This is a genomic window from Rhodococcus sp. SMB37, from assembly GCF_004345605.1.
Lineage (GTDB): Bacteria > Actinomycetota > Actinomycetes > Mycobacteriales > Mycobacteriaceae > Rhodococcus.
This window is the reverse complement of sequence record NZ_SLVY01000005.1, coordinates 292,680-312,464: the sequence shown is the minus strand read 5'-3', so window position 1 is coordinate 312,464 and position 19,785 is coordinate 292,680. Positions and strand designations below refer to the sequence as shown.

Genomic DNA, 19,785 nt, shown 5'->3' with positions numbered 1-19,785 from the left:
CGAGAGGGGTCGACCATGAACGACAAGCACGGAGCAGACGACGCACTGCCGTTGGCCGATCGGGATGCTGCCCATCTGCCCGGACACTGGCTGCTTGCACGGCTCGGCAAGCGTGTCCTGCGGCCCGGAGGCAAGGAGCTGACCGCGCGGATGCTGACCGACGCGAAGTTGCGTGGCGTCGATGTCGTCGAATTCGCTCCCGGGCTGGGGCGAACCGCGCAGAGCATCCTGGAGTTCGCCCCGAAGAGCTATACCGGTGTCGAATCCGACGAAAGCGCAGCCGATCTGACTCGTAAGGTCCTCGGGTCTGCCGGCACGGTGGTCAGCGGTGAGGCATCGAAGACCGGGCTCGACGACGCGACCGCGGATGTCGTCGTCGGAGAGGCAATGCTCACGATGCAGACCGACAAGCACAAGACTCAGATCATCGAAGAGGCGCTGCGCGTGCTGCGTCCGGGCGGGCGCTACGCGATCCACGAACTCGCGATCGAGCCCGACGAGGTCGATGACGAGGTCAAGAACGAGATCCGCAAGTCGCTTGCACGGTCCATCAAGGTCAACGCGCGGCCGCTCACCGCGGCCGAATGGACGAAGCTCCTCACCGACGCCGGATTCGAGGTCGAGACCGTGGGTTTCGCCCCGATGGCTCTCCTCGAACCTCAGCGCATCCTTGCCGATGAAGGTCTCGTGGGTACTGTGAAATTCGTGGGAAACGTACTGCGGGACTCCGACGCTCGCGCGCGCGTGCTGCAGATGCGTTCGACGTTCACGAAGTACAAGAAACATCTCGTCGCGATCGAGATCATCGCGACCAAGAAGGCGGCATGATGAGTGACTCCAGCGGTTCGGCCGGAACGATGACCGTGATCGAGGGGCTCACGCACCTCGACAAGAAAGACGGCGACGCCCCGCGTCTCGAGAAGCTTGCCTCGGGTGCGGGGGCCACCGTGATCCGAATGGGTTTCGCGCAGGGCCAGGTACTGAAGGACCACCGTGCGCCGGCACCGATCCTCGTGCAGGCGACGAGCGGCGACGTGTCGTTCAGTACTGCTGAGAAGACGGTCTCGCTCGTCCCGGGTGTCGCGGTCCACGTCGACGAGGGCGTGATGCACAAGCTCGTTGCCAACGCCGACTCCGTGGTGATGCTGACGATCCTGCGCTGACCGGTCGCCCGTAGCACTCAGTTGCGGCCCGGACCGGCCTCCACAATCCGGGCCGCGATCACCGAGACGGGCGTATTCGTCTCCTGCGACAGCCGCACGATCATCTGGAAGGCCTGTTCGGCCCTCACGGCAAACCGCTCCATGAGCATGCCCTTGGCCTGACCGATCAGGTCGCGGCTGGCGAGTGCAGACTTGAACTGCAGTTCCTTGCGGGACGAGAGGACCGCGATCGCGGCGTGCGCCGCGAGGACCCCGCCGACGTGCATCGACTCGGCATCGAACGAACCGGGTTCGGCCGCGAACAGGTTGAGGGCGCCCGACTCGTCGCCATGCGTGAACAGCCGGAACGACAACATGCTGAGCACGCCTGCCTCGACCGCTGCTGCGGAGAACCGCGGCCACCGCGGCTCCGATCGCAGGTCGGCGGTGTGTGTCATCTCCGCTTCCAGCGCGGCATCGACGCACGGGCCCTCGCCGAGCTCTGCTTGGATCTTGTCCACCCGTCTCGTCAACTCGGAGGTGGCGGCGTGTGACTCGAACTCGGACGGTCCGGTGACCATCAGGATCCCGGCAGTGTCGGCACCGGGAATCAGTTCGACCGCGGCTGCAGTCAGGCGTTCGAGGGACGACTCGAGATCGGTCTCGTCCGACATCGAACGAGCAAGGTCAGCCATGATCCGGCTCAATCGTTCGTCCTGGTCCGGCATCGCCCGTCATCCCTTCGTCGTCTACCTCGGGAACGATATCCTGCCGTATCCCGCTCCGGACGACATGCCTTTCAACTCGTCGTGTACGCCACCCAACCGCCGAATCCGGTGATGTCGACGGCGTCGGCGGATGCATCGTGGGTGCAGCCGAATCCGACGACCCAGCGACCATCCGAGAGTTCGACGCTCGTGAGTGTCATCGGTGCCGGCAGGGCCGCGAGGAACCTGCCCAGCCCGGCCTCGGATACCCGGAACAGCTCGCCGACGATCGCGGCGCCCTCACCGGCGCTGTGGCGTACCAGGCCGGGCTTCGGCGGAGTGGTGTTCAGCGCCATCAACCGGTACGAGTCCGAGGTGTGCACCTGCTCGGAGAAACGGGCACCGATGTCTTCGAGCTGGAAATGCAACGGCTGACCCCGCAGGTGGGCGCCGAATACCGCCAGCTCGACTCCGGCGTCGACGAACGTCGGTGCTTCGACGCCGGTGAGGTGCGCCGCAATGTCGACCGCCACCTGGTCGTCGAACCCGGGCACCACCACCATCACGCCGAACGGATGCCCCTCGGAGGTGGCAGCGCCGGGCACCGCAACCGCGGCCATGTCGAGCAGGTTGCAGAAGTTGGTGTAGGTACCCATCCGGCGATTGATAACCACCGGGTCATCCTGCACGGCAGCGATCGTCGGATGCTCGGTGGTGGTCGGGAGCAGCAGGCCGTCGAAGCCGTCCAGCAGCACGCGCGCATATGCCCGGGTGCGGATCAGGGAATCGAGGTCGGACACCAGTTCGTGCGCGGCCGGGCTTGCTGCCGATGCGACGATTGCGGCAACAGTGGGGTCGGCGCCGGCCCGTTCGGTTTCGAGGAACTCGCCCACGGCTGCATACCGTTCAGCGACCAGGGCTCCGTCGTACAGCAAGGTTGCGGCATCGAGAAGCGGTGAAATGTCGACTTCGGTGATCTCGATGCCCGACCGGCGGGCATCGCAGACGGTCGTGTCGAACGCGTCGCGGTACTCGGCGCACAGTGCGGTGAGGTCTTCCGGTCGTGGCACCGCGATGCGGATCTGCGAGGGAGCGGCGAGCCGCACATCGGCCGGCCACGCGCGACTACGCGGGTCGCGTTCGTCCGGCACTGCCATCACGGCGGCCGCATGCGTAGCCAGGTCGAGGGATTCGGCGAACACGGTGAGGCAGTCGTAGTCGACGCACGCCGGTACCACTCCGTGCGTCGGGGTCACTCCGAGCGTGGCCTTGATCCCGACGATGCCGTGCAGCGCCGCCGGTACACGACCGGAACCGGCTGTGTCGGTACCGATTCCGATGTCGGCGATACCCAGGGCCACCGCAGCCGCGGACCCTGAGCTCGACCCACCGGAGACGCGCTCGGGATCCCATGCGCACCGCACCGCGCCGTATGGGCTGCGGGTGCCCACCAGGCCCGTCGCGAACTGGTCGAGGTTGGTCTTCCCCAGGACCACTGCGCCCGCGTCGAGGAGGCGGGAAATACCCGATGCAGTCGTCTGCGGTGTGTACGCGAACTCGGGGCACCCCGCAGTGGTCGGGAGGCCGGCGACATCCACGTTGTCCTTGACCGCGACCACGAGACCTGCGAGCGGAAGCGTTTCGCCCGCCGCGACACGTGCGTCGACGGCGGCAGCGTCGGCGAGGATGTCGGCTGCATCGCGCAGGGTGATCCAGACCTCGGGGCGGTCGACCTCCTCGATCCGGCTCAGAGCACGTCGCGCGCGGTCGGTCGCGGCTGTGGTGGAAGTGACGACATCGGCGGTCATGCGGAGGGTCCGATCACGAGAAGGGGGGTGCCCGGCGCGACCTTCGAGCCCGGAGTGACGAGCACCTTCAGGACGGTTCCGGCCCGTTCGCTGCGGACCGGCATCTCGAGCTTCATGGCCTCGAGGATCACTGCGGTGGTGTCCGCATCGACGATCTCACCTTCGGCGACCTCGACGCGCCACACGTTACCGACGAGGGACGCTTCGACGACAGTGGAGCCGTCGGGCATCCCGGCAAGTGGGTCGACCGTGGTGGAGACCTCGATCGGAGCGGCCTCGACGCGGTCGAATTCACCGGAGTCGCGCCACGCCGTCTTCTCGATCTCGAACGCGGTGGACTGCTTCGCGTCGAAGTCTGCGATGGACTCGGCGTTGTTCTCCAGGAACCGGAGATGGTCGGCGAGGGCGAACGTTCCCTCCGAGATGTCGGCGTCGAACCGCCCGGCCTTCGCCGCAGCCCGGTACTCGAGCAACTGCTCCGGGGAGACGGGTTCCCAGACGATGCGGTCGAAGAACCGGAACAACCACGGTTTACCGTTCTCGAACGGTCCCGACTGCCGGTAGCCGGACCAAATCGGCACCGTGCGGCCGACGAGTTGATAGCCGCCGGGAGATTCCATCCCGTAGACGCACAGATACTTGCCTCCGATGCCCACGGCGTCCGACGGTGTCCACGTCCGAGCCGGGTTGTACTTGGTGGTCACGAGCCGATGCCGGGGATCGAGCGGAACTGCCAGTGGCGCGCCGAGATACACATCGCCGAGACCGAGAACGAGGTATTCGGCGTCGAACACGGTGTCGCGGACCTCGTCCACGGAGTCGAGACCGTTGATGCGGCGGATGAACTCGATGTTGGAGGGCAGCCACGGTGCGTCGTCGCGCACACCACTGCGATAGCGCGACAGAGCCTCGGAGATGGACGGGTCGTCGAACGACAGCGGAAGCCGAACCGTGCGGCTGGGTACCACGAGATCGTGTGTCGCCGGCAGTTCGGTTTCGAGATCCTGGAGCACGCCCAGCAACCGGTACTGGGGGAGGACATCGGGGTCGAAGTGGATGTGCAGCGACCGCACGCCGGGGGTGACGTCGATGATGCCGGGCACTTGCGTTGCGGTCAGGGCTTCGGACAATGCGTGAACCCGCATGCGCAGGCCGAGGTCGAGGGTCATCTCGCCGTATTCGACGAGGATGTTGTCGTCGCCGCCGCGCAGGTACGCCACTTCGGGTCGGTCGAGCATCGCGCCGAAGTGGCCGAGACGTCCGCCGTCGACGGTCGTGCGCGGCGTGAACGGTGGCACGTCGCCGGTGCGTTTCGCGCCGTGGCGGAGGGCGGCGGCGTCCTCGTCGGAGACCGGCACGAATCGGACGGAGTCGCCGGGGCGGATCTGGCCGAGCTTCCACCGATGTCCCGACACCACGGTGAGAGGGCACGCGAAACCGCCCAGACTCGGCCCGTCGGGGCCCAGCAGGATCGGTGTGTCACCCGAGACGTTGAGGGCTCCGACGCTGTACGGATTGTCGTGCAGGTTTGACGGGTGCAACCCGGCGTCGCCACCGTCGGTGCGTGACCACGTCGGCCTGGGGCCGTCCAGGCGGATACCGGTGCGGTTCGCGTGGGTCTGGACGGTCCACGTCGTGTCGTAGAACTGGGCCATGTCCTCGGGGGTGAAGTACGCGGGCGCAGGCTGCGGGCCCTCGGTCACTGCGAGGTGCCAGGTGTGACCGAACTCCGGTCGCCGGTCTGCGGGTACGAGTGCCGGCGCTGTGACGGCGACGGAATCCGCAAGTCCCAGGACATCGCCGGTGGCAACTGCTGCACCGGTGAGCCCGCCGAAACCGCCGAGCGTGAATGTCGAGGCGCTGCCGTGGTAGAGCGGCACATCGAGGCCGCCGCGTACCGCCACGTAGGTGCGCAGACCCACGTCGGCCGGGGTTCCGACATCGAGCACCGAACCTGCGAACACCTCGATCGGCTCCCACATAGGCGCAGCTTCACTGTCGAGTGTGACCTCCGTCGGTGCCCCGGTGACGCACACGACGGTGGAATCGGAGAAGCTCAATCGCGGACCCTGGAGCGTGCATTCGAGTCCCGCCGTACCTTCCGCGTTGCCCACCGCGACGTTCGCGGCGCGCAACGACAGGTCGTCCATCGGCCCGGAGGGAGGAATACCGACCTTCCACAACCCTGTTCGTCCCGGGAAGTCCTGGATGGTGGTCATGGTCCCGGCGCGTAGTACGTCGATCCGGCGCGTCGCTCCGGGCAGCGCGGCGAGTGTGGAAGTGGTGTGCTCGGCGGACAGGACAGAGGGCTCCGAGCAGATCGTCTGCAGTAGCGAAAGATTCGTCCGAACCCCGTACATACTGGTGTCGTCGAGCGCTTCCGCGAGCCCGGCAAAGGCGGTCCGGCGCGATTCCCCTCGCACGATCACCTTCGCGAGCATCGGGTCGTAGAACGGGCTGATCTCCGTGCCGGTGTCGACCCAGGTCTCGATGCGGGTGTGCGCGGGGAACTCGACGTGTGTGAGCAGGCCGGAGCTGGGCCGGTAGTCCTGGTCCGGATCCTCCGCATACAGGCGGGCCTCCACGGCGTGACCCGTGAGCTCGGGTCCCGAATCGGGTACCGCGTCGAGCAGGGTCGTCTCGCCCCCGGCGAGACGCAACATCCACTCGACGAGATCCACGCCGGTCACTTCTTCGGTGACCGGATGCTCGACCTGCAGCCGGGTGTTCATCTCGAGGAACGACACCTCGCCGCGCGAGGTGTCGTATACGAACTCGACTGTGCCGGCGGATCGGTATTGCACCGACGACGCGAGTGTCCGCGACGACGTAAGCATCTGCTCGACGATCTCGTCGGGCAGGTTCGGTGCGGGTGCCTCTTCGACGACCTTCTGATTGCGTCGCTGAAGTGAGCAGTCGCGCGTACCGAGGCTGACCGTGCGGCCCAGTCCGTCCCCGAAGACCTGGACTTCGACATGGCGGGCGTGCGCGATGAACCGTTCGAGGAAGACGCCCGACGACGAGAAGTTCGCCGACGCGAGTCGCAGCACGCGTTCGTAGGCGCCGCGCAGGTCGTCGGGCTCGTGGCAGGCCTGCATGCCGATGCCGCCGCCTCCGCCGACGGCCTTGAGCATCACCGGGTATCCGATCTCGTCCGCCGTGGCGAGCGCTTCGTCGAGGGAGCCGAGGAGGCCGCTTCCGGCGACCAGGGGAACTCCCACTGCGCGTGCGGCTTCGCGCGCCGTGTGCTTGTCGCCGAACACGCGCAACTGGTCGGCCGTCGGGCCGACGAACGCAATGCCGGCGGCTTCGCATGCGGCGGCGAATTCTGCATTCTCGGAGAGGAATCCGTAGCCGGGGTGGATCGCGCCGGCCCCGGAGGCGAGTGCAGCTTCTATCACGAGGTCGGCGCGCAGATAGGACTCCGCGGCAGGAGCAGGGCCGAGACGTACCGCCATATCGGCCAGTTCGACGTGTGCGGCGGACGCGTCGGCATCCGAGTACACCGCAACCGTCTTCAGTCCCATCAGATGCGCGGTGCGCATGATGCGACACGCGATTTCACCGCGATTCGCGACGAGAAGGGTGTCGAATCCGAATGCCACGGCGTTCTCCTTCGAAATTGGCGGGCGAACAGAATCCACAATGAACAGCGCGGAAATGGGTGTGCCGCTGCTGTATCCGTCGTTGTGGACACTGCTGTATACGCTATGGGCCCGGTGTTTCGTCCCGGTTTCCTGCGGTAAAGCGTCGGTTAGGAAGAGCTGTCACCGCTGGTGCCGGGTGGAACACGAAATGCCGGAAGATACCGGCATGTCAGAAGGGGGACGGAAGCGCTATTCGCTGCCGAAGTCGCGGTCGAGTCGAAGCGCACCGATGGTGGTGGCGAGACCGTCGTATTGCGTGACGAGGAGGCAGAACTCGATCATGCGTCGGTCGTCGAAGAATTCCGCGAGGGCCGCCCAGGTCTTGTCGGTGAGGTTCCGGGTGCCGACCAACTCGTCGACGGCGGTCAGGACTGCGCGCTGACGTCGGCTCAGGCTCTCGGCGGACGGTCCGGTCACGACTCGTCCGCGGATCTCGTCGGTGATCCCGGCACGCCGGCCGAGGCGTGTGTGGTGGTCGAATTCGTAGTCGCAGGCACGCAGGTGGGCCACGCGCAGGATGACCATCTCCGCTTCGAAACGGCTCAGCTTGCCGAACGGCATCAGCATGCCCGAATAGTGCAGCCAGCCGCGGAAGAGTCGGCCCGATCGGCCGAGGGTGCTGAACAGATGTGCGTCGGGCGTGCCCGCGGCACGGGACAGTGCTTTCCACGCAACCCAGTTGATCGGGCCGAGCTCCTTCAGTCGTCCGGGCTGGATTCGTGGCGTCACGGTCGTAGTGTGCACGAGTGCCGGGCATGAGTCACGCGCGACACGTGCATGTCAGTCCCGGAGCGCTTGCGCGAAGCGCGCCATCGCGCGCGCTTCCTCGGCGCGCCGGATCACGACGGCCCGGGAGGTGTCGATGTGGCCGAGCAGCACCGCGTGAGCGTCGTCGAGTCTGCCGTCGAGCAGGAGTTCGGCCACCTCGATGTGCTCGTCGATGGTCGCGGTCATGCGGTCCGGGGTCAGGTAATCGAACATTCGTACCGGCCGGACCTTGCCGTTCACCGTGGCGAGGGCGTCGCACAACGCGCGGTTTCCGGACGACGCGAGTACTGCCAGATGGTACTGCTCGTCGAGAGCGACGAAACCGGCATCGGGTGCAGGCGGGTCGGCGCGCAACGTGTACCAGTTGTCCAGCTCCGGGCCGAGGACTGCGGGGTCGTGACGGATCGTCGGATTCTCGAGTGCACGCCGAATTCCGTGTAGCTCGAGGGTGATACGCAGTTCGTACAGATCGGCGAGGTCGTCGAAACGCGGGCGGTACGGGAACAGGCCACCCGTGCGGCGTTCGACGAGCCCGTCGGAAACCAACCTCGCCAATGCCTCGCGCACGGGTGTGCGGGATACCTCGTAGCGATCCGCGAGCTTCTCCTCGCCGAGTCGTTCGTCGGCCGCCAATGCCCCGGACATCAGGTCGTCGCGCAATGCCCGGTACACCCGGTCGCGGTGGGTAGCGGTCGTCATCAGATCGCCATCGCTTCGCGGACGGTGTGTGCCGCCTCGGCGCCGCCGTCACCGGTAGAGGTGACGCGGCCTGATTCGACGACGTAGTAGCGCAGGGCGTTGTCGAGCGCGAATCCGATGTGTTGCTCGACGAGCAGCACGCCGAGATTGCCCGAGCGGCTCAGTTCGACGATGGTGTTCTCGATTTCCGCGACGACCGACGGTTGGATGCCCTCGGTGGGTTCGTCGAGTATGAGCATGCGCGGTTCGGTGATGAGCGCTCGAGCGATGGCGAGCTGCTGTCGCTGACCACCGGACAACAGTCCGGCGCGTCGGTCGAGGAGCGGGACGAGCGCGGGGAAGAGTTCGAGCATGTCCGCGATCAGTTTCTTGCCGTTCTTGCGTCCGTCGGCGACAACCTGCAGGTTCTCGGAACAGGTGAGCTGACCGAACGACTGCTGGCCCTGCGGCACGTATGCGAGGCCGCGCGCGACGCGGGCGGCGGGTCGCAGGCCGGTGATGTCCTCGCCGTCGAAGAGGATCTTTCCTTGCGTGACGGGCAGTAGGCCGACCGCGGCACGCAGCAGCGTCGTCTTACCTGCTCCGTTGTGGCCCATCACGGCAACCACCCCGTCGCCGGGGACTTCGATGGAGACGCCGTGGATGATCTCGGTGCGTCCGTATGCGACGCGCACGTCGACGAGTTCGAGCATCTCACGCCTCCTGTACTGCAGCAGTGGTCCCGAGATAGACCTGCTGGACCTGCGGATTGTTCTGTACTTCCTCGACCGTGCCGTCGGCGATGACCTTGCCGCGGGCGAGCACCGTCACCGACGTCGCGAAGGCGCGCATGAAGTCCATGTCGTGTTCGACGACCACCACGGTGCGCTGCGCGCCGATCCGCCGGAGCAGTTGCCCGGTCTCCTCGCGTTCGGCACCGCTCATGCCGGCGACCGGTTCGTCGAGGAGCAGGACGTCGGCGTTCTGCACGAGCAGCATCCCGATCTCGAGCCACTGCTTCTGACCGTGAGCGAGGATGCCGGCGGGGGTGTCGCGGTGAGCGGTGAGTCCGATCGTCTCGAGGGCCTGTTCGATCTCGGGTAGGACGTCCTTGCGGCGGCGGAGCAGCTGCCACGGTGAGCGTCCGGCGCCGGCGGCGATGTCGAGATTCTGCAGCACCGACAGTTCCTCGAACACGGATGCGGTCTGGAAGGTGCGGCCGACACCGAGACGGGCGATCTTGTGGGTCTTCCTGCCGAGCAGTTCGACACCGGATTTGGTGACCGATCCGGTCGCGGGGACGAGACCGGTGACCGCGTCGACGAGTGTCGTCTTGCCGGCGCCGTTGGGGCCGATGAGGAACCTCAGATCGCCCTGGAACAGGGTGAGGTCGACACCATCGACGGCAGTGAACCCGTCGAATTGGACTCGCAGATCACGAATTTCGAGGTACTCGGCGGACATTCCGGCGTTGCCGCCGAATTCGGGTGCGCTCATCGGGCCGGCTCCAGTTCGGGTTCGGACGGGGACGTCGTCGGATCGTCGGTGGAATCCGCTTTCGCGCGGCGTCTGCGGAGCTTGGCGAGCCCGGCGATTCCGGCGGGGAAGAAGCCGATGACAACGATGAACAGCAGGGCCTGCGCGTAGGTCCAGGCGGAGGGGAAGCTTTCCGACAGGGTGGTCTGGGCCCATGCGACACCGATCGCGCCGAGGACGGGGCCGAGCAGAGTGGTGCGGCCACCGATCGCGACACCGATGAGGAAGGCGATCGAGGGCACGATCCCGATGTCGGCGGGAGAGATGATGCCCACGATCGGAACGAACATCGCGCCTGCGATTCCGGCGAAGAACGCGGCGACGGTGTAGGCGACGACCTTGATGTTGGCGGGGTCGTATCCGAGGAATCGGACGCGTTCCTCTTGGTCGCGGACTGCGACGAGTAGTTCGCCGTAGCGGGACTGCATGAGCTGGCGGGTCGCGGCAACGACGAGCAGCAGGATTGCGGCGACGATGAAGAACAACATCCGCCTGTTGGCGGGATCTGCCAGATCGAAACCGAAGAAGCTCCGGAATCGGTTGAGGCCGTTGGATCCTCCGGTCGACTGCTGACCGACGAGCAGGATCGCGAAGGCAGCGGCGAGCGCCTGCGAGAGGATCGCGAAGTACGCGCCCTTGACACGACGCTTGAAGACGCCGAGGCCGAGCAGCAGTGCGAGGAGGGCCGGGAGCAGGGCGATCGCGAGGGCGGTCATGATCGGAGAGGAGAACGGCGCCCAATAGCCGGGTAGCTCTCGGATTCCGGCGATCTGCATGAAATCGGGGACGGTGTCGCCGCGGAGTTCGGCGTCGGCGATCTTGAGGTGCATCGCCATCATGTAGGCCCCGAGTCCGAAGAACACGCCCTGGCCGAGTGTGAGCATTCCGCCGCGGCCCCACGCGAGTCCGATACCCACGGCGACGATCGCGAAGCACAGGAACTTGCCGAGTAGTCCGAGGCGGAAATCGGACAGCACTGCGGGGGCGACGGCGAAGAGCATCGAGGCGGCGAGGGCGAATCCCGCGGCTGTGCGCAGGGGACCGGGGCGGGTGAGGTCGCGGGGGTGGAAGGTCGTCGACATCAGACCAGACTCCTTGTCTTGACCGCGAACAGGCCCTGCGGGCGGACCTGGAGGAAGATCACGATGAGCACGAATACGATCACCTTCGCGATCGATGCGGTGGTCGAGTACTCGATGAACGAGTTGAGCAGGCCCAGGGCCACAGCGGCGATGACGGCGCCTTCGATTCGGCCGAGGCCGCCGATGACGACGACGAGGAACGCGTCGATGAGATAGGCCGATCCGATGGTCGGGCTCGTCGATCCGATGAGCGTCAGCGCCACCCCGGCGAGGCCGGCGAGTCCGGAGCCGAGGAAGAATGTGGTCAGGTCGGTGCGGCGGGACGAGATCCCGACGGTTTCCGCGAGGTCGCGATTCTGCACGACCGCGCGGATCCGGCGACCCATGGACGTATACTTCATCGCGGTGATCAGGACGACCACGCACGCGGTGGCGAGCACGAGGATGAACAGGCGGGTCTTGGGAACCACCGCACCGAGGATCTCGACCCCACCGGAAAGCCATTCCGGTGCAATGACGTTGACGGCAGGTGCGCCGAAGATGTCGCGGGCGAGCTGCTGGAGGAGCAGGCCTACGCCGAACGTGACGAGGAGTGTGTCGAGGGGGCGGTGATACATCCGCCGGATGAGGGTGACCTCGAGGAGGACGCCGAGTGCACCGCCGACGAGGAAACCGACGAGGAGGGACACGAACAGGGAGATGCCTGCGGACGAGATCACCTGCTGTACCACGAATGCGGTGTAGCTACCCGCCATGATGAATTCGCCGTGGGCCATGTTGATGACGCCCATCTGACCGAACGTCAGCGACAGTCCCAGTGCCGCCAGCAGTAGGATCGATCCGATGCTCAATCCTGTGAACAACTGTCCTGCAACAATATCCATGTCGGTCCTCCTCGTCGACGGTCGGTACCGGTCAGTTCCCGGAGAGGGACGAGGCCCAGTCGTAGGTTTCGAGGTACGGATCGGGATCGACCGGTCCGTCGGACTCCCAGACCGTGTAGATCAGGCCGTCGCCACGGATCTCGCCGATGCGGGCGGTCTTCGTGATGTGGTGATTGTCGCCGTCGATCGTCACGGTGCCTTCGGGCGCGTCGAACGTCACCCCGTCTGCGGCCTCCTGGATCGCTGCGACGTCGAACGACCCGGCTTTCTCGACGGTGTTCTTCCACAGGTACACCGAGGTGTAGGCGGCTTCCATGGGGTCGGATGTCGGCTTCGCGTCGCCGTACTTCGCCTTGTACGCCTCGACGAAGGCGGTGTTCTCGGGGGAGTCCACCGTCTGGTAGTAGTTCCACGCGGTGAGCTGGCCCTCGATGTTCTGCGCGCCGATACCCACGACCTCTTCTTCGGCGATCGAGACCGACACGACGGGCATCTCTGCGGCATCGAGACCCGCGTTCGTGTACTCCCGGAAGAACGCGACATTGGAATCGCCGTTGAGCGTGTTGAACACGGCGTCGGCGTCGGCCGTACGGACCTTGTTGACGATGGTGGAGAAGTCGGTCGAGCCGAGCGGCGTGTAGTCCTCGCCCTTGATCTCCATGCCGTTCGCGTCGGCGTAAGCGCGGATGATGCGGTTGGCCGTCTGTGGGAAGACGTAGTCGCTACCCACCAGGTACAGGGACTGCACGCCCTGCTCCTTCAGGTAGTCGAGTGCGGGGACGATCTGCTGATTGGTCGTCGCGCCGGTGTAGAAGATGTTCGACGACGACTCGAGCCCCTCGTACTGAACGGGGTAGTACAGCAATGAATTCCGGTCCTCGAACACCGGAAGCATCGCCTTGCGGCTCGACGACGTCCAGCCGCCGAACACCGCTGCGACGCAGTCGGCGCTGATGAGCTTCTCGGCCTTCTCTGCGAACACGGTCGGCTCGGAGGCGCCGTCTTCCGCGACGATCTGGATCTGCTTGCCGAGCACGCCGCCGTCGGCGTTGATCTGCTCGACAGCCAGGGCGATCGAGTCGCGCACGGTGACTTCGGAGATCGCCATGGTTCCGGACAGCGAGTTCAAGGAGCCGACCTTGATGCTGTCACCGGCGGTGTCGACGCACGACGCACCGGCGGAGGCGGATGTGTCTCCCGCGGAGGTGTCCGCAGCCCTGCTTCCGCACGCGGTGAGGGTGAGTCCGACGGCGACCAGCGCTGCGGCGCTCGTGGCGAACTTGGATCGGGCAACTGTCATGGAGGTGTCCTTCGTGGAAGGGGACCGGGCGGCGTATACAGCGCTGTATCCGTGGATCCATACGATAGGTGGGTGTTATTGCGCCGGAGTGTCTTCCGGTGACCGTTCCATGACGATGATGACATCGGTGTTACGTCGTGCTCACACTCGTGCGCGAGTGGGTTTGCTGTTCGCTTGGCGCACGCACGCTGGTCGCGACATCTTCTGCTTCCCGCGGCCGCGATCGCGGCCGCGGATGGCAAATCCCCTCGCGGGAAGAGGCTACGCAGGGTCGAGGACGGAACCCATGACCCGCTCGACCACGATCTCGATGACGACGCGTCGGGGGTTTGGACGGGGCTCGCGGTAGCGGGCCGCGTATAGGCGCTCGCCCTCGGCGACGGAGTCGCTGTCGCGGGTGACTCGCGCCGGACCTTCCAATGTCAGCCACCGCCGGCCGTCGATCTGGCTGACGGCGGCGTATCCGCCTCGCTCGGCATTGAGTACCTTCTGCGTGCCCTCCGACGTGATGATCCGGACGAGTCCGGTATCGGCGTCCCACGTGAACCCGACCGCGACGACGTGGGGGGTCCCATCCTTGCGCAACGTCGTGAGGGTCGCGAGGTGGTATTCGGACAGGAACTCGAGGGCCCGGTCGCCCAGTGCGGCGGAAGTGCGTGACATGTGGCTAGAGGGTACTCAGCGGACGAGGTAAGGCGAGACAGAGCTGCGGTGTTCGTTGATGTCGATGTCCTTGCCTAGGGGAGGGAATGCACGCTGCGGGCAGTTCATCCGCTCGCACACCCGGCAGCCGGAGCCGATGGGAGTGCCGGGGTTCGACTCGTCGAGATCGAGGCCTTCCGCGTAGACGAGCCGGTGCGCATGGCGCAGGTCGCAGCCGAGGCCGATCGCGAAGGTCTTCGACGGTTGCCCGAAGCGGGCGGCGCGGCGTTCGACCGTCCGCGCGACCCACAGATAACGGCGACCGTCAGGCATCTGCGCGATCTGGGTCATGATCTTGCCCGGGTATGCGAATGTCTCGTACACGTTCCACAGCGGGCAGGTGCCACCGCTCGTCGAGAAGTGGAATCCGGTGGCGGATTGCCGCTTGGACATGTTGCCCGCACGGTCGACGCGCACGAACGAGAACGGCACACCGCGCAGCTTCGGACGTTGCAGCGTCGAAAGGCGATGCGCGACTGTTTCGTAGCTCTGACCGTAGAACGCCGAGAGACGCTCGATGTCGTAGCGGAAGTCCTCGGCGATCTCGTGGAACTGCGAATAGGGGAGAATCAGTGCTGCTGCGAAATAGTTCGCGAGCCCGAGACGCGCGAGTGTGCGCGACGAGTCGCTGGTGAAGCCCCCGTCGTCGACGAGCTTGTCGATGAGATCACCGCACTCGAGGTAGGCGAGTTCGGTGGAGAGCTTGAACACCTGCTGTCCTCCGGACAGCTGCGGTGCGATCTCGAGCACCCGGGTCTCGGGGTCGTAGCGGTGCAGGACGTTCTCGCCGAGGTCGATGCGTTTGACGACCTGTACGTCGTGGACCGCGGCCATGCGTTTGGCGATCTCGCCACCCACGTCACCTCGGTGGAATCGGATCCGGTTGGCGAGCTCCTCGGCCGCGGTGTCGAGTTCGTGGAGGTAGTTCTGCCGCTGATAGAAGTAGTCGCGGACCTCTTCGTGCGGCATCGTGATCGCGCCGCTTCCGCTGCCGTCGCTGTAGCGGTCTTCCGTCGCGGCGGCGAGCTGTGCTGTGGTGTTGCGGAATCGGCGGTGCATGTTGACCATCGCGCGCGCCAGACCGGGATGCGCCGCGACCATTTCGGCGATCTCCTGTGCGTCGGCCTCGATACCCATCTCCTGGTCGAGCGCGACCTCACGCATCTCGGCGATCAGGCGGGTGTCGTCCTGCGACGAGAAGAACGTCGTGTCGACGCCGAACACTTCGCTGATCCGCAGCAGCACCGGCACGGTGAGCGGCCGGACGTCGTGTTCGATCTGATTGAGATAACTCGCGGAAATCTCGAGTGTCTTCGCGAGTGCGGCTTGGCTGAGTCCACGCTCGGTCCGTAGCTGGCGCAGGCGGGCGCCGACGTAGGTCTTGGCCATTCGCCCAGCGTAAGGCGCTTCCACCAGCTTTGCAACGTAGGGTTTGCAACCTGGCTAAGGGACGGGTGCATGTTCGCTCTCGAGCCCGAGCCACGAGCCCGGGGCGAACGCTTCGAAATGGATCGATGCCGGCGGTAGTCCGGCGCCGATCAGTTCGCGACGGATGGACCGCATGAACTCGACCGGTCCGCACACATACGTCTGGGCACCCGACGGTAACGGGACGCGCGTCAGTGGGTTTCGGCCGTCCTCGTGCTCGCCGTCGAAATCCTTGTAGCGCAGGAACAGCTCGGAGTTGGGTAGGGCCTTCACCACGGTGCTGAACTCGATGCGCCTCACGTGTTCGTACGCGGACCTCTCCACATGGACGATCGTCACCTCACGCCCGGGGTTGTACGTGGCCAGATATTGGAGGGTCGCCAGTGTGTTGGTGACGCCGATTCCGGCGGAGATCAGGAGCAATGGAGAGTCGTCGTTGTCGACCACGACGCCGCCGAACGGCTGCGACACGGTGAGCTGATCACCCTCCGCGACCTTGTCGACGAGGATCGGTGACACGAGTCCGTCCGGCACCCGTTTGACGGACAGTGCCCACTCACCCGATTGGCGTCCGTGGGTGACGGTGTACTGGCGGATCTGTTCTGTCTCGTCGGCGAAGCGGATGCGGACCGAGGTGTACTGGCCCGGGCGGTGGGTGCGGAACGGTTTGCCGTCGAGAGGACGCAGGAACAGGGTTGCGGAGTGGGCGCCGTCGTACTCGCGCGCAGCGACCAGGGCCTGCCTCCACACCTCGCCTTCGGCGACACCCACATCCCGGTACAGCTGCGACTCCTGTTCGGCCAGGGAGTTGGCCATCAGGGTGTACACCTCGTTCCACGCGGCTGCGACCTGGGGAGTGACGGCGTCGCCGAGGACCTCCACGATCGCGGCGAACAGGTGGGTGCGTACAACCTCGTAGAGGTCGGATGTCACGCCCAGGGACGCGTGCTTGGCGGCGATCCGGGACATGATCGAGTCGATGTCGCCGGGCTCCTGGGTGACGAGCAGCGTTGCGAAGGAAGCAACCGAACTTGCGAGCGCCTGTTGCTGGGTGCGGCTCGCTTGATTCGTCCTGTTGAACAGGTTGGTGCGTAGCGAGGGGACTGCGGTGAACAGTTTCTCGTAGAACACCTCGGAGATCACGCCGATGTGTGCCCCGACCACAGGCAGGGTCATCTCGACGATCGGACGCGACGTAGGTGAAAGGATGACTGCTCCTCGGTTGTGCGGATGGCAAACCGAAGCAGGAGGCGCGCAGCACTCTGCGCGACCGGCCCCGATCCGGTCGTGCGGCACATCGTACGACCGGGATGGGCGCTTTCAAGGTCATTTACATGGCGTGTGTAGGTCGCGAAGTCGTGTGAAGACGGTCACAGTGGGGAACTTGCCAGAGGGCTTTCCGGGCCGGTCACGGCGTCGAGGTGCTACATCGCGACCGGCAACACGCGGGCCGTAAAAGTCGAGGTCAGTGCTACCGGTGGGTAACTTTCGCCTCAGGTGCCGTGGTCGTTGGCCTCACCATTGATTAGCAATCTTTGCAAAGAGGGGGGTAAAAATTGCCGAGATTGGCATTAGCAACAGGTAGCGAGGGGTTTTCAGTTGTGTCATTGTCGTCTTGTACATCCGAATGGGCCGCAAAGGATGTGAAGTAGTACAGACGTACTGCTGACGCCGAGCGGAGTAGATCTAGAGAGTGGAGCTTTGATGTCGACCACCGGCACCCCGAGGACCGCTGAAGAAATCCAGAAGGACTGGGACACCAATCCTCGCTGGAAGGGAATCACCCGCAACTACACGGCCGAGCAGGTCGTCAAGCTGCAGGGCTCCGTCGTCGAGGAAGCCACCCTCGCCCGTCGTGGTTCTGAGATCCTGTGGGACCTCGTGAACAACGAGGACTACATCAACTCGCTGGGCGCCCTCACCGGCAACCAGGCCGTTCAGCAGGTTCGCGCCGGTCTGAAGGCCATCTACCTGTCCGGCTGGCAGGTCGCCGGCGACGCCAACCTGTCCGGCCACACCTACCCGGACCAGTCGCTGTACCCGGCGAACTCGGTCCCGCAGGTCGTTCGCCGCATCAACAACGCGCTGCTCCGCGCCGACGAGATCGCCAAGGTCGAGGGCGATACCTCCGTCGACAACTGGCTCGCTCCGATCGTCGCCGACGGTGAGGCCGGCTTCGGCGGCGCCCTGAACGTCTACGAGCTGCAGAAGGCCATGATCGCGGCCGGCGTTGCCGGTTCGCACTGGGAGGATCAGCTCGCGTCGGAGAAGAAGTGCGGTCACCTCGGTGGCAAGGTGCTCATTCCGACCCAGCAGCACATCCGCACCCTGACCTCGGCTCGCCTCGCAGCCGACGTTGCCGACGTCCCGACGGTCGTCATCGCCCGCACCGACGCTGAGGCTGCAACCCTGCTGACCTCCGACGTCGACGAGCGCGACCGCGAGTTCCTCGACGGCACCCGCACGGCCGAGGGCTTCTACGGCGTCAAGAACGGCATCGAGCCCTGCATCGCTCGCGCCAAGGCGTACGCCCCGTACTCCGACCTCATCTGGATGGAGACCGGCGTGCCGGATCTCGAGGTCGCCAAGAAGTTCTCCGAGGCTGTGCGCAGCGAGTTCCCCGACCAGCTGCTGGCCTACAACTGCTCGCCGTCCTTCAACTGGAAGGCTCACCTGGACGACGCGACCATCGCGAAGTTCCAGAAGGAGCTCGGCGCGATGGGCTTCAAGTTCCAGTTCATCACCCTCGCCGGCTTCCACTCGCTCAACTACGGCATGTTCGACTTGGCGCACGGCTACGCCCGCGAGGGCATGACCGCCTTCGTCGATCTGCAGGAGCGCGAGTTCAAGGCCGCAGAAGAGCGTGGCTTCACCGCGATCAAGCACCAGCGTGAGGTCGGCGCAGGCTACTTCGACCGCATCGCCACCACGGTCGACCCGAACACCTCCACGGCTGCCCTGAAGGGCTCCACGGAGGAAGGCCAGTTCCACTAGGAGCTGGACTGTACCGCCTCTCCGCGGTTTCAGCGCACCAGTCAGGCGGCCCGCACTTCGCGTTGCGGGCCGCCTGTCCGGAATCCGGGGGCTGATGGGCGTACCCGGTGAGTTACCCATGTACTCGCCTGCATCCGTTGTCACCGAGCACAGGCAAGTTGAGGAGATTCGAGTGACCAGCGACAAGATTCAGCGCGTCGGTGTGATCGGCGCCGGCATCATGGGCTCGGGTATCGCCGAGGTGAGTGCACGCGCTCATGTCGATGTGCTGGTGTTCGAGAAGACCCGCGAACTCGCCGCGGCCGGACGCGCACGGATCCTCCGGTCCCTCGACCGGGGCGTGAGCACCGGGAAGATCACTGAACGTGAGCGTGAACAGGCTGCGTGGCGGCTTCGTTTCACCTCCGACCTCGAGGACTTCGCAGATCGGCAGCTCGTGGTGGAAGCGGTCGTGGAGGATGAGAAGATCAAGGCCGAGATCTTCGCGGAGCTCGACAAGGTCGTCACCGACCCCAACGCCGTTCTCGCCTCCAACACGTCGTCGATCCCGATCATGAAGCTCGGTATCGCGACCACGGCACCCGAACGCGTCATCGGCATGCACTTCTTCAACCCGGTGCCGGTTCTCCCTCTCGTGGAGGTCGTGACCACTCTCAAAACCAGCCGCGCGGTGTCGGAACGCGCGGCGGCCTTCGCAAGTGACATCCTCGGCAAGCAGGTCGTCCGGTCGTCCGACCGGGCAGGTTTCATCGCGAACGCCCTCCTCGTGCCTTACCTCCTCTCGGCAGTCCGGATGGTCGAATCCGGTTTCGCCACCAAGGAGGACGTCGACAAGACGATGGTGCTGGGCTGCGCCCACCCGATGGGTCCGCTCGAACTGACCGATCTCGTCGGGCTCGACACCGTCAAGTCGATCGCGGACTCCATGTACGACGAGTTCAAGGAGCCGCTCTACTCGGCACCTCCGCTGCTTCTCCGTATGGTCGAAGCCGGACTCGTCGGCAAGAAGTCGGGGGCAGGCTTCTACGAGTACGCCGACAACGGTCGCGCGACCAAGAAGGCCGGCTAGTCAGGCGGCACCCACCGAGAAGTTGTCGCGCACCGGGCGC

17 protein-coding genes are annotated in these 19,785 nt (G+C 65.5%); 4 read left to right on the top strand and 13 right to left on the bottom strand.

The features are described from left to right. Positions 1–15: 15 nt before the first annotated feature. Both EV641_RS11075 and EV641_RS11070 read left to right on the top strand, forming a co-directional pair. Positions 16–828: a class I SAM-dependent methyltransferase gene (locus EV641_RS11075; protein WP_054716635.1), complete on the top strand. Its 813-nt coding sequence runs from the start codon at positions 16–18 to the stop codon at positions 826–828. Then, complete coding sequence (locus EV641_RS11070; protein WP_054716632.1) at positions 828–1,163, top strand: hypothetical protein; 336 nt, start codon at positions 828–830, stop codon at positions 1,161–1,163. Before EV641_RS11075 ends, EV641_RS11070 begins: the two co-directional genes overlap by 1 nt. A gap of 17 nt (positions 1,164–1,180) precedes the next feature. Here the strand turns inward: EV641_RS11070 and EV641_RS11065 are convergent, their stop codons facing one another. The 13 genes from EV641_RS11065 to EV641_RS11005 form a co-directional block, all read right to left on the bottom strand. Then, complete coding sequence (locus tag EV641_RS11065) at positions 1,181–1,837, bottom strand: GAF and ANTAR domain-containing protein (protein ID WP_241997048.1); 657 nt, start codon at positions 1,835–1,837, stop codon at positions 1,181–1,183. 104 nt (positions 1,838–1,941) lie between these two features. Beyond that, positions 1,942–3,657: an allophanate hydrolase gene (gene atzF / locus EV641_RS11060; RefSeq protein WP_132471809.1), complete on the bottom strand. Its 1,716-nt coding sequence runs from the start codon at positions 3,655–3,657 to the stop codon at positions 1,942–1,944. Next, positions 3,654–7,262: an urea carboxylase gene (uca, locus tag EV641_RS11055; protein ID WP_132471808.1), complete on the bottom strand. Its 3,609-nt coding sequence runs from the start codon at positions 7,260–7,262 to the stop codon at positions 3,654–3,656. The genes atzF and uca overlap by 4 nt, the downstream gene beginning before the upstream one ends. 231 nt (positions 7,263–7,493) lie before the next feature. Next, entirely contained in the window at positions 7,494–8,033 is a 540-nt protein-coding gene (locus EV641_RS11050; protein WP_132471807.1) for a carboxymuconolactone decarboxylase family protein, read from the bottom strand. A 51-nt stretch (positions 8,034–8,084) separates the two neighbouring features. Then, on the bottom strand, positions 8,085–8,771 hold the full coding sequence (locus tag EV641_RS11045) for a GntR family transcriptional regulator (RefSeq protein ID WP_054713636.1): 687 nt from the start codon (positions 8,769–8,771) through the stop codon (positions 8,085–8,087). Further along, positions 8,771–9,463, bottom strand: a complete 693-nt coding sequence (gene urtE, locus EV641_RS11040; protein ID WP_132471806.1) for an urea ABC transporter ATP-binding subunit UrtE — start codon at positions 9,461–9,463, stop codon at positions 8,771–8,773. The genes EV641_RS11045 and urtE overlap by 1 nt, the downstream gene beginning before the upstream one ends. 1 nt (position 9,464) lies before the next feature. After that, positions 9,465–10,247 (bottom strand): urea ABC transporter ATP-binding protein UrtD, encoded by a 783-nt coding sequence (gene urtD / locus EV641_RS11035; protein ID WP_132471805.1) that lies wholly within the window; start codon positions 10,245–10,247, stop codon positions 9,465–9,467. Then, positions 10,244–11,368 carry an urea ABC transporter permease subunit UrtC gene (gene urtC / locus EV641_RS11030; protein WP_132471804.1) on the bottom strand — a complete coding sequence of 375 codons (1,125 nt, stop codon included), beginning with the start codon at positions 11,366–11,368 and terminating at the stop codon, positions 10,244–10,246. The genes urtD and urtC overlap by 4 nt, the downstream gene beginning before the upstream one ends. After that, a complete protein-coding gene (gene urtB, locus EV641_RS11025; protein ID WP_054713634.1) occupies positions 11,368–12,252 on the bottom strand; it encodes an urea ABC transporter permease subunit UrtB in 885 nt (294 codons plus the stop codon). Before urtB ends, urtC begins: the two co-directional genes overlap by 1 nt. Before the next feature lie 31 nt (positions 12,253–12,283). After that, positions 12,284–13,552, bottom strand: coding sequence for an urea ABC transporter substrate-binding protein (gene urtA, locus EV641_RS11020; protein WP_054713633.1), 1,269 nt, complete (start codon positions 13,550–13,552; stop codon positions 12,284–12,286). A 261-nt stretch (positions 13,553–13,813) separates the two neighbouring features. Beyond that, positions 13,814–14,215 (bottom strand): TIGR03618 family F420-dependent PPOX class oxidoreductase, encoded by a 402-nt coding sequence (locus tag EV641_RS11015; protein ID WP_054713632.1) that lies wholly within the window; start codon positions 14,213–14,215, stop codon positions 13,814–13,816. Between the two features lie 15 nt (positions 14,216–14,230). After that, on the bottom strand, positions 14,231–15,643 hold the full coding sequence (gene ramB / locus EV641_RS11010) for an acetate metabolism transcriptional regulator RamB (RefSeq protein WP_132471803.1): 1,413 nt from the start codon (positions 15,641–15,643) through the stop codon (positions 14,231–14,233). Between the two features lie 54 nt (positions 15,644–15,697). Beyond that, entirely contained in the window at positions 15,698–16,858 is a 1,161-nt protein-coding gene (locus EV641_RS11005; RefSeq protein WP_241997047.1) for a globin domain-containing protein, read from the bottom strand. Positions 16,859–17,386: 528 nt separating this feature from the next. On the opposite strand from EV641_RS11005, the gene aceA reads away from it, so the two are divergent. Next, a complete protein-coding gene (aceA, locus tag EV641_RS11000; RefSeq protein ID WP_132471802.1) occupies positions 17,387–18,676 on the top strand; it encodes an isocitrate lyase in 1,290 nt (429 codons plus the stop codon). Positions 18,677–18,848: 172 nt separating this feature from the next. Beyond that, on the top strand, positions 18,849–19,745 hold the full coding sequence (locus tag EV641_RS10995; protein WP_054713631.1) for a 3-hydroxybutyryl-CoA dehydrogenase: 897 nt from the start codon (positions 18,849–18,851) through the stop codon (positions 19,743–19,745). The last annotated feature ends 40 nt before the right edge of the window (positions 19,746–19,785 follow it).

What these genes read in the sequence shown, in the direction of transcription:
- EV641_RS11075 (WP_054716635.1), top strand. Translation starts at nt 16, where the DNA reads ATGAACGACAAGCACGGAGCAGACGACGCACTGCCGTTGGCCGATCGG.
- EV641_RS11070 (WP_054716632.1), top strand. Translation starts at nt 828, where the DNA reads ATGAGTGACTCCAGCGGTTCGGCCGGAACGATGACCGTGATCGAGGGG.
- EV641_RS11065 (WP_241997048.1), bottom strand. Translation starts at nt 1,837, where the DNA reads ATGGCTGACCTTGCTCGTTCGATGTCGGACGAGACCGATCTCGAGTCG.
- atzF (WP_132471809.1), bottom strand. Translation starts at nt 3,657, where the DNA reads ATGACCGCCGATGTCGTCACTTCCACCACAGCCGCGACCGACCGCGCG.
- EV641_RS11045 (WP_054713636.1), bottom strand. Translation starts at nt 8,771, where the DNA reads ATGACGACCGCTACCCACCGCGACCGGGTGTACCGGGCATTGCGCGAC.
- urtE (WP_132471806.1), bottom strand. Translation starts at nt 9,463, where the DNA reads ATGCTCGAACTCGTCGACGTGCGCGTCGCATACGGACGCACCGAGATC.
- urtD (WP_132471805.1), bottom strand. Translation starts at nt 10,247, where the DNA reads ATGAGCGCACCCGAATTCGGCGGCAACGCCGGAATGTCCGCCGAGTAC.
- urtC (WP_132471804.1), bottom strand. Translation starts at nt 11,368, where the DNA reads ATGTCGACGACCTTCCACCCCCGCGACCTCACCCGCCCCGGTCCCCTG.
- urtB (WP_054713634.1), bottom strand. Translation starts at nt 12,252, where the DNA reads ATGGATATTGTTGCAGGACAGTTGTTCACAGGATTGAGCATCGGATCG.
- urtA (WP_054713633.1), bottom strand. Translation starts at nt 13,552, where the DNA reads ATGACAGTTGCCCGATCCAAGTTCGCCACGAGCGCCGCAGCGCTGGTC.
- EV641_RS11015 (WP_054713632.1), bottom strand. Translation starts at nt 14,215, where the DNA reads ATGTCACGCACTTCCGCCGCACTGGGCGACCGGGCCCTCGAGTTCCTG.
- ramB (WP_132471803.1), bottom strand. Translation starts at nt 15,643, where the DNA reads ATGGCCAAGACCTACGTCGGCGCCCGCCTGCGCCAGCTACGGACCGAG.
- EV641_RS11005 (WP_241997047.1), bottom strand. Translation starts at nt 16,858, where the DNA reads ATGACCCTGCCTGTGGTCGGGGCACACATCGGCGTGATCTCCGAGGTG.
- aceA (WP_132471802.1), top strand. Translation starts at nt 17,387, where the DNA reads ATGTCGACCACCGGCACCCCGAGGACCGCTGAAGAAATCCAGAAGGAC.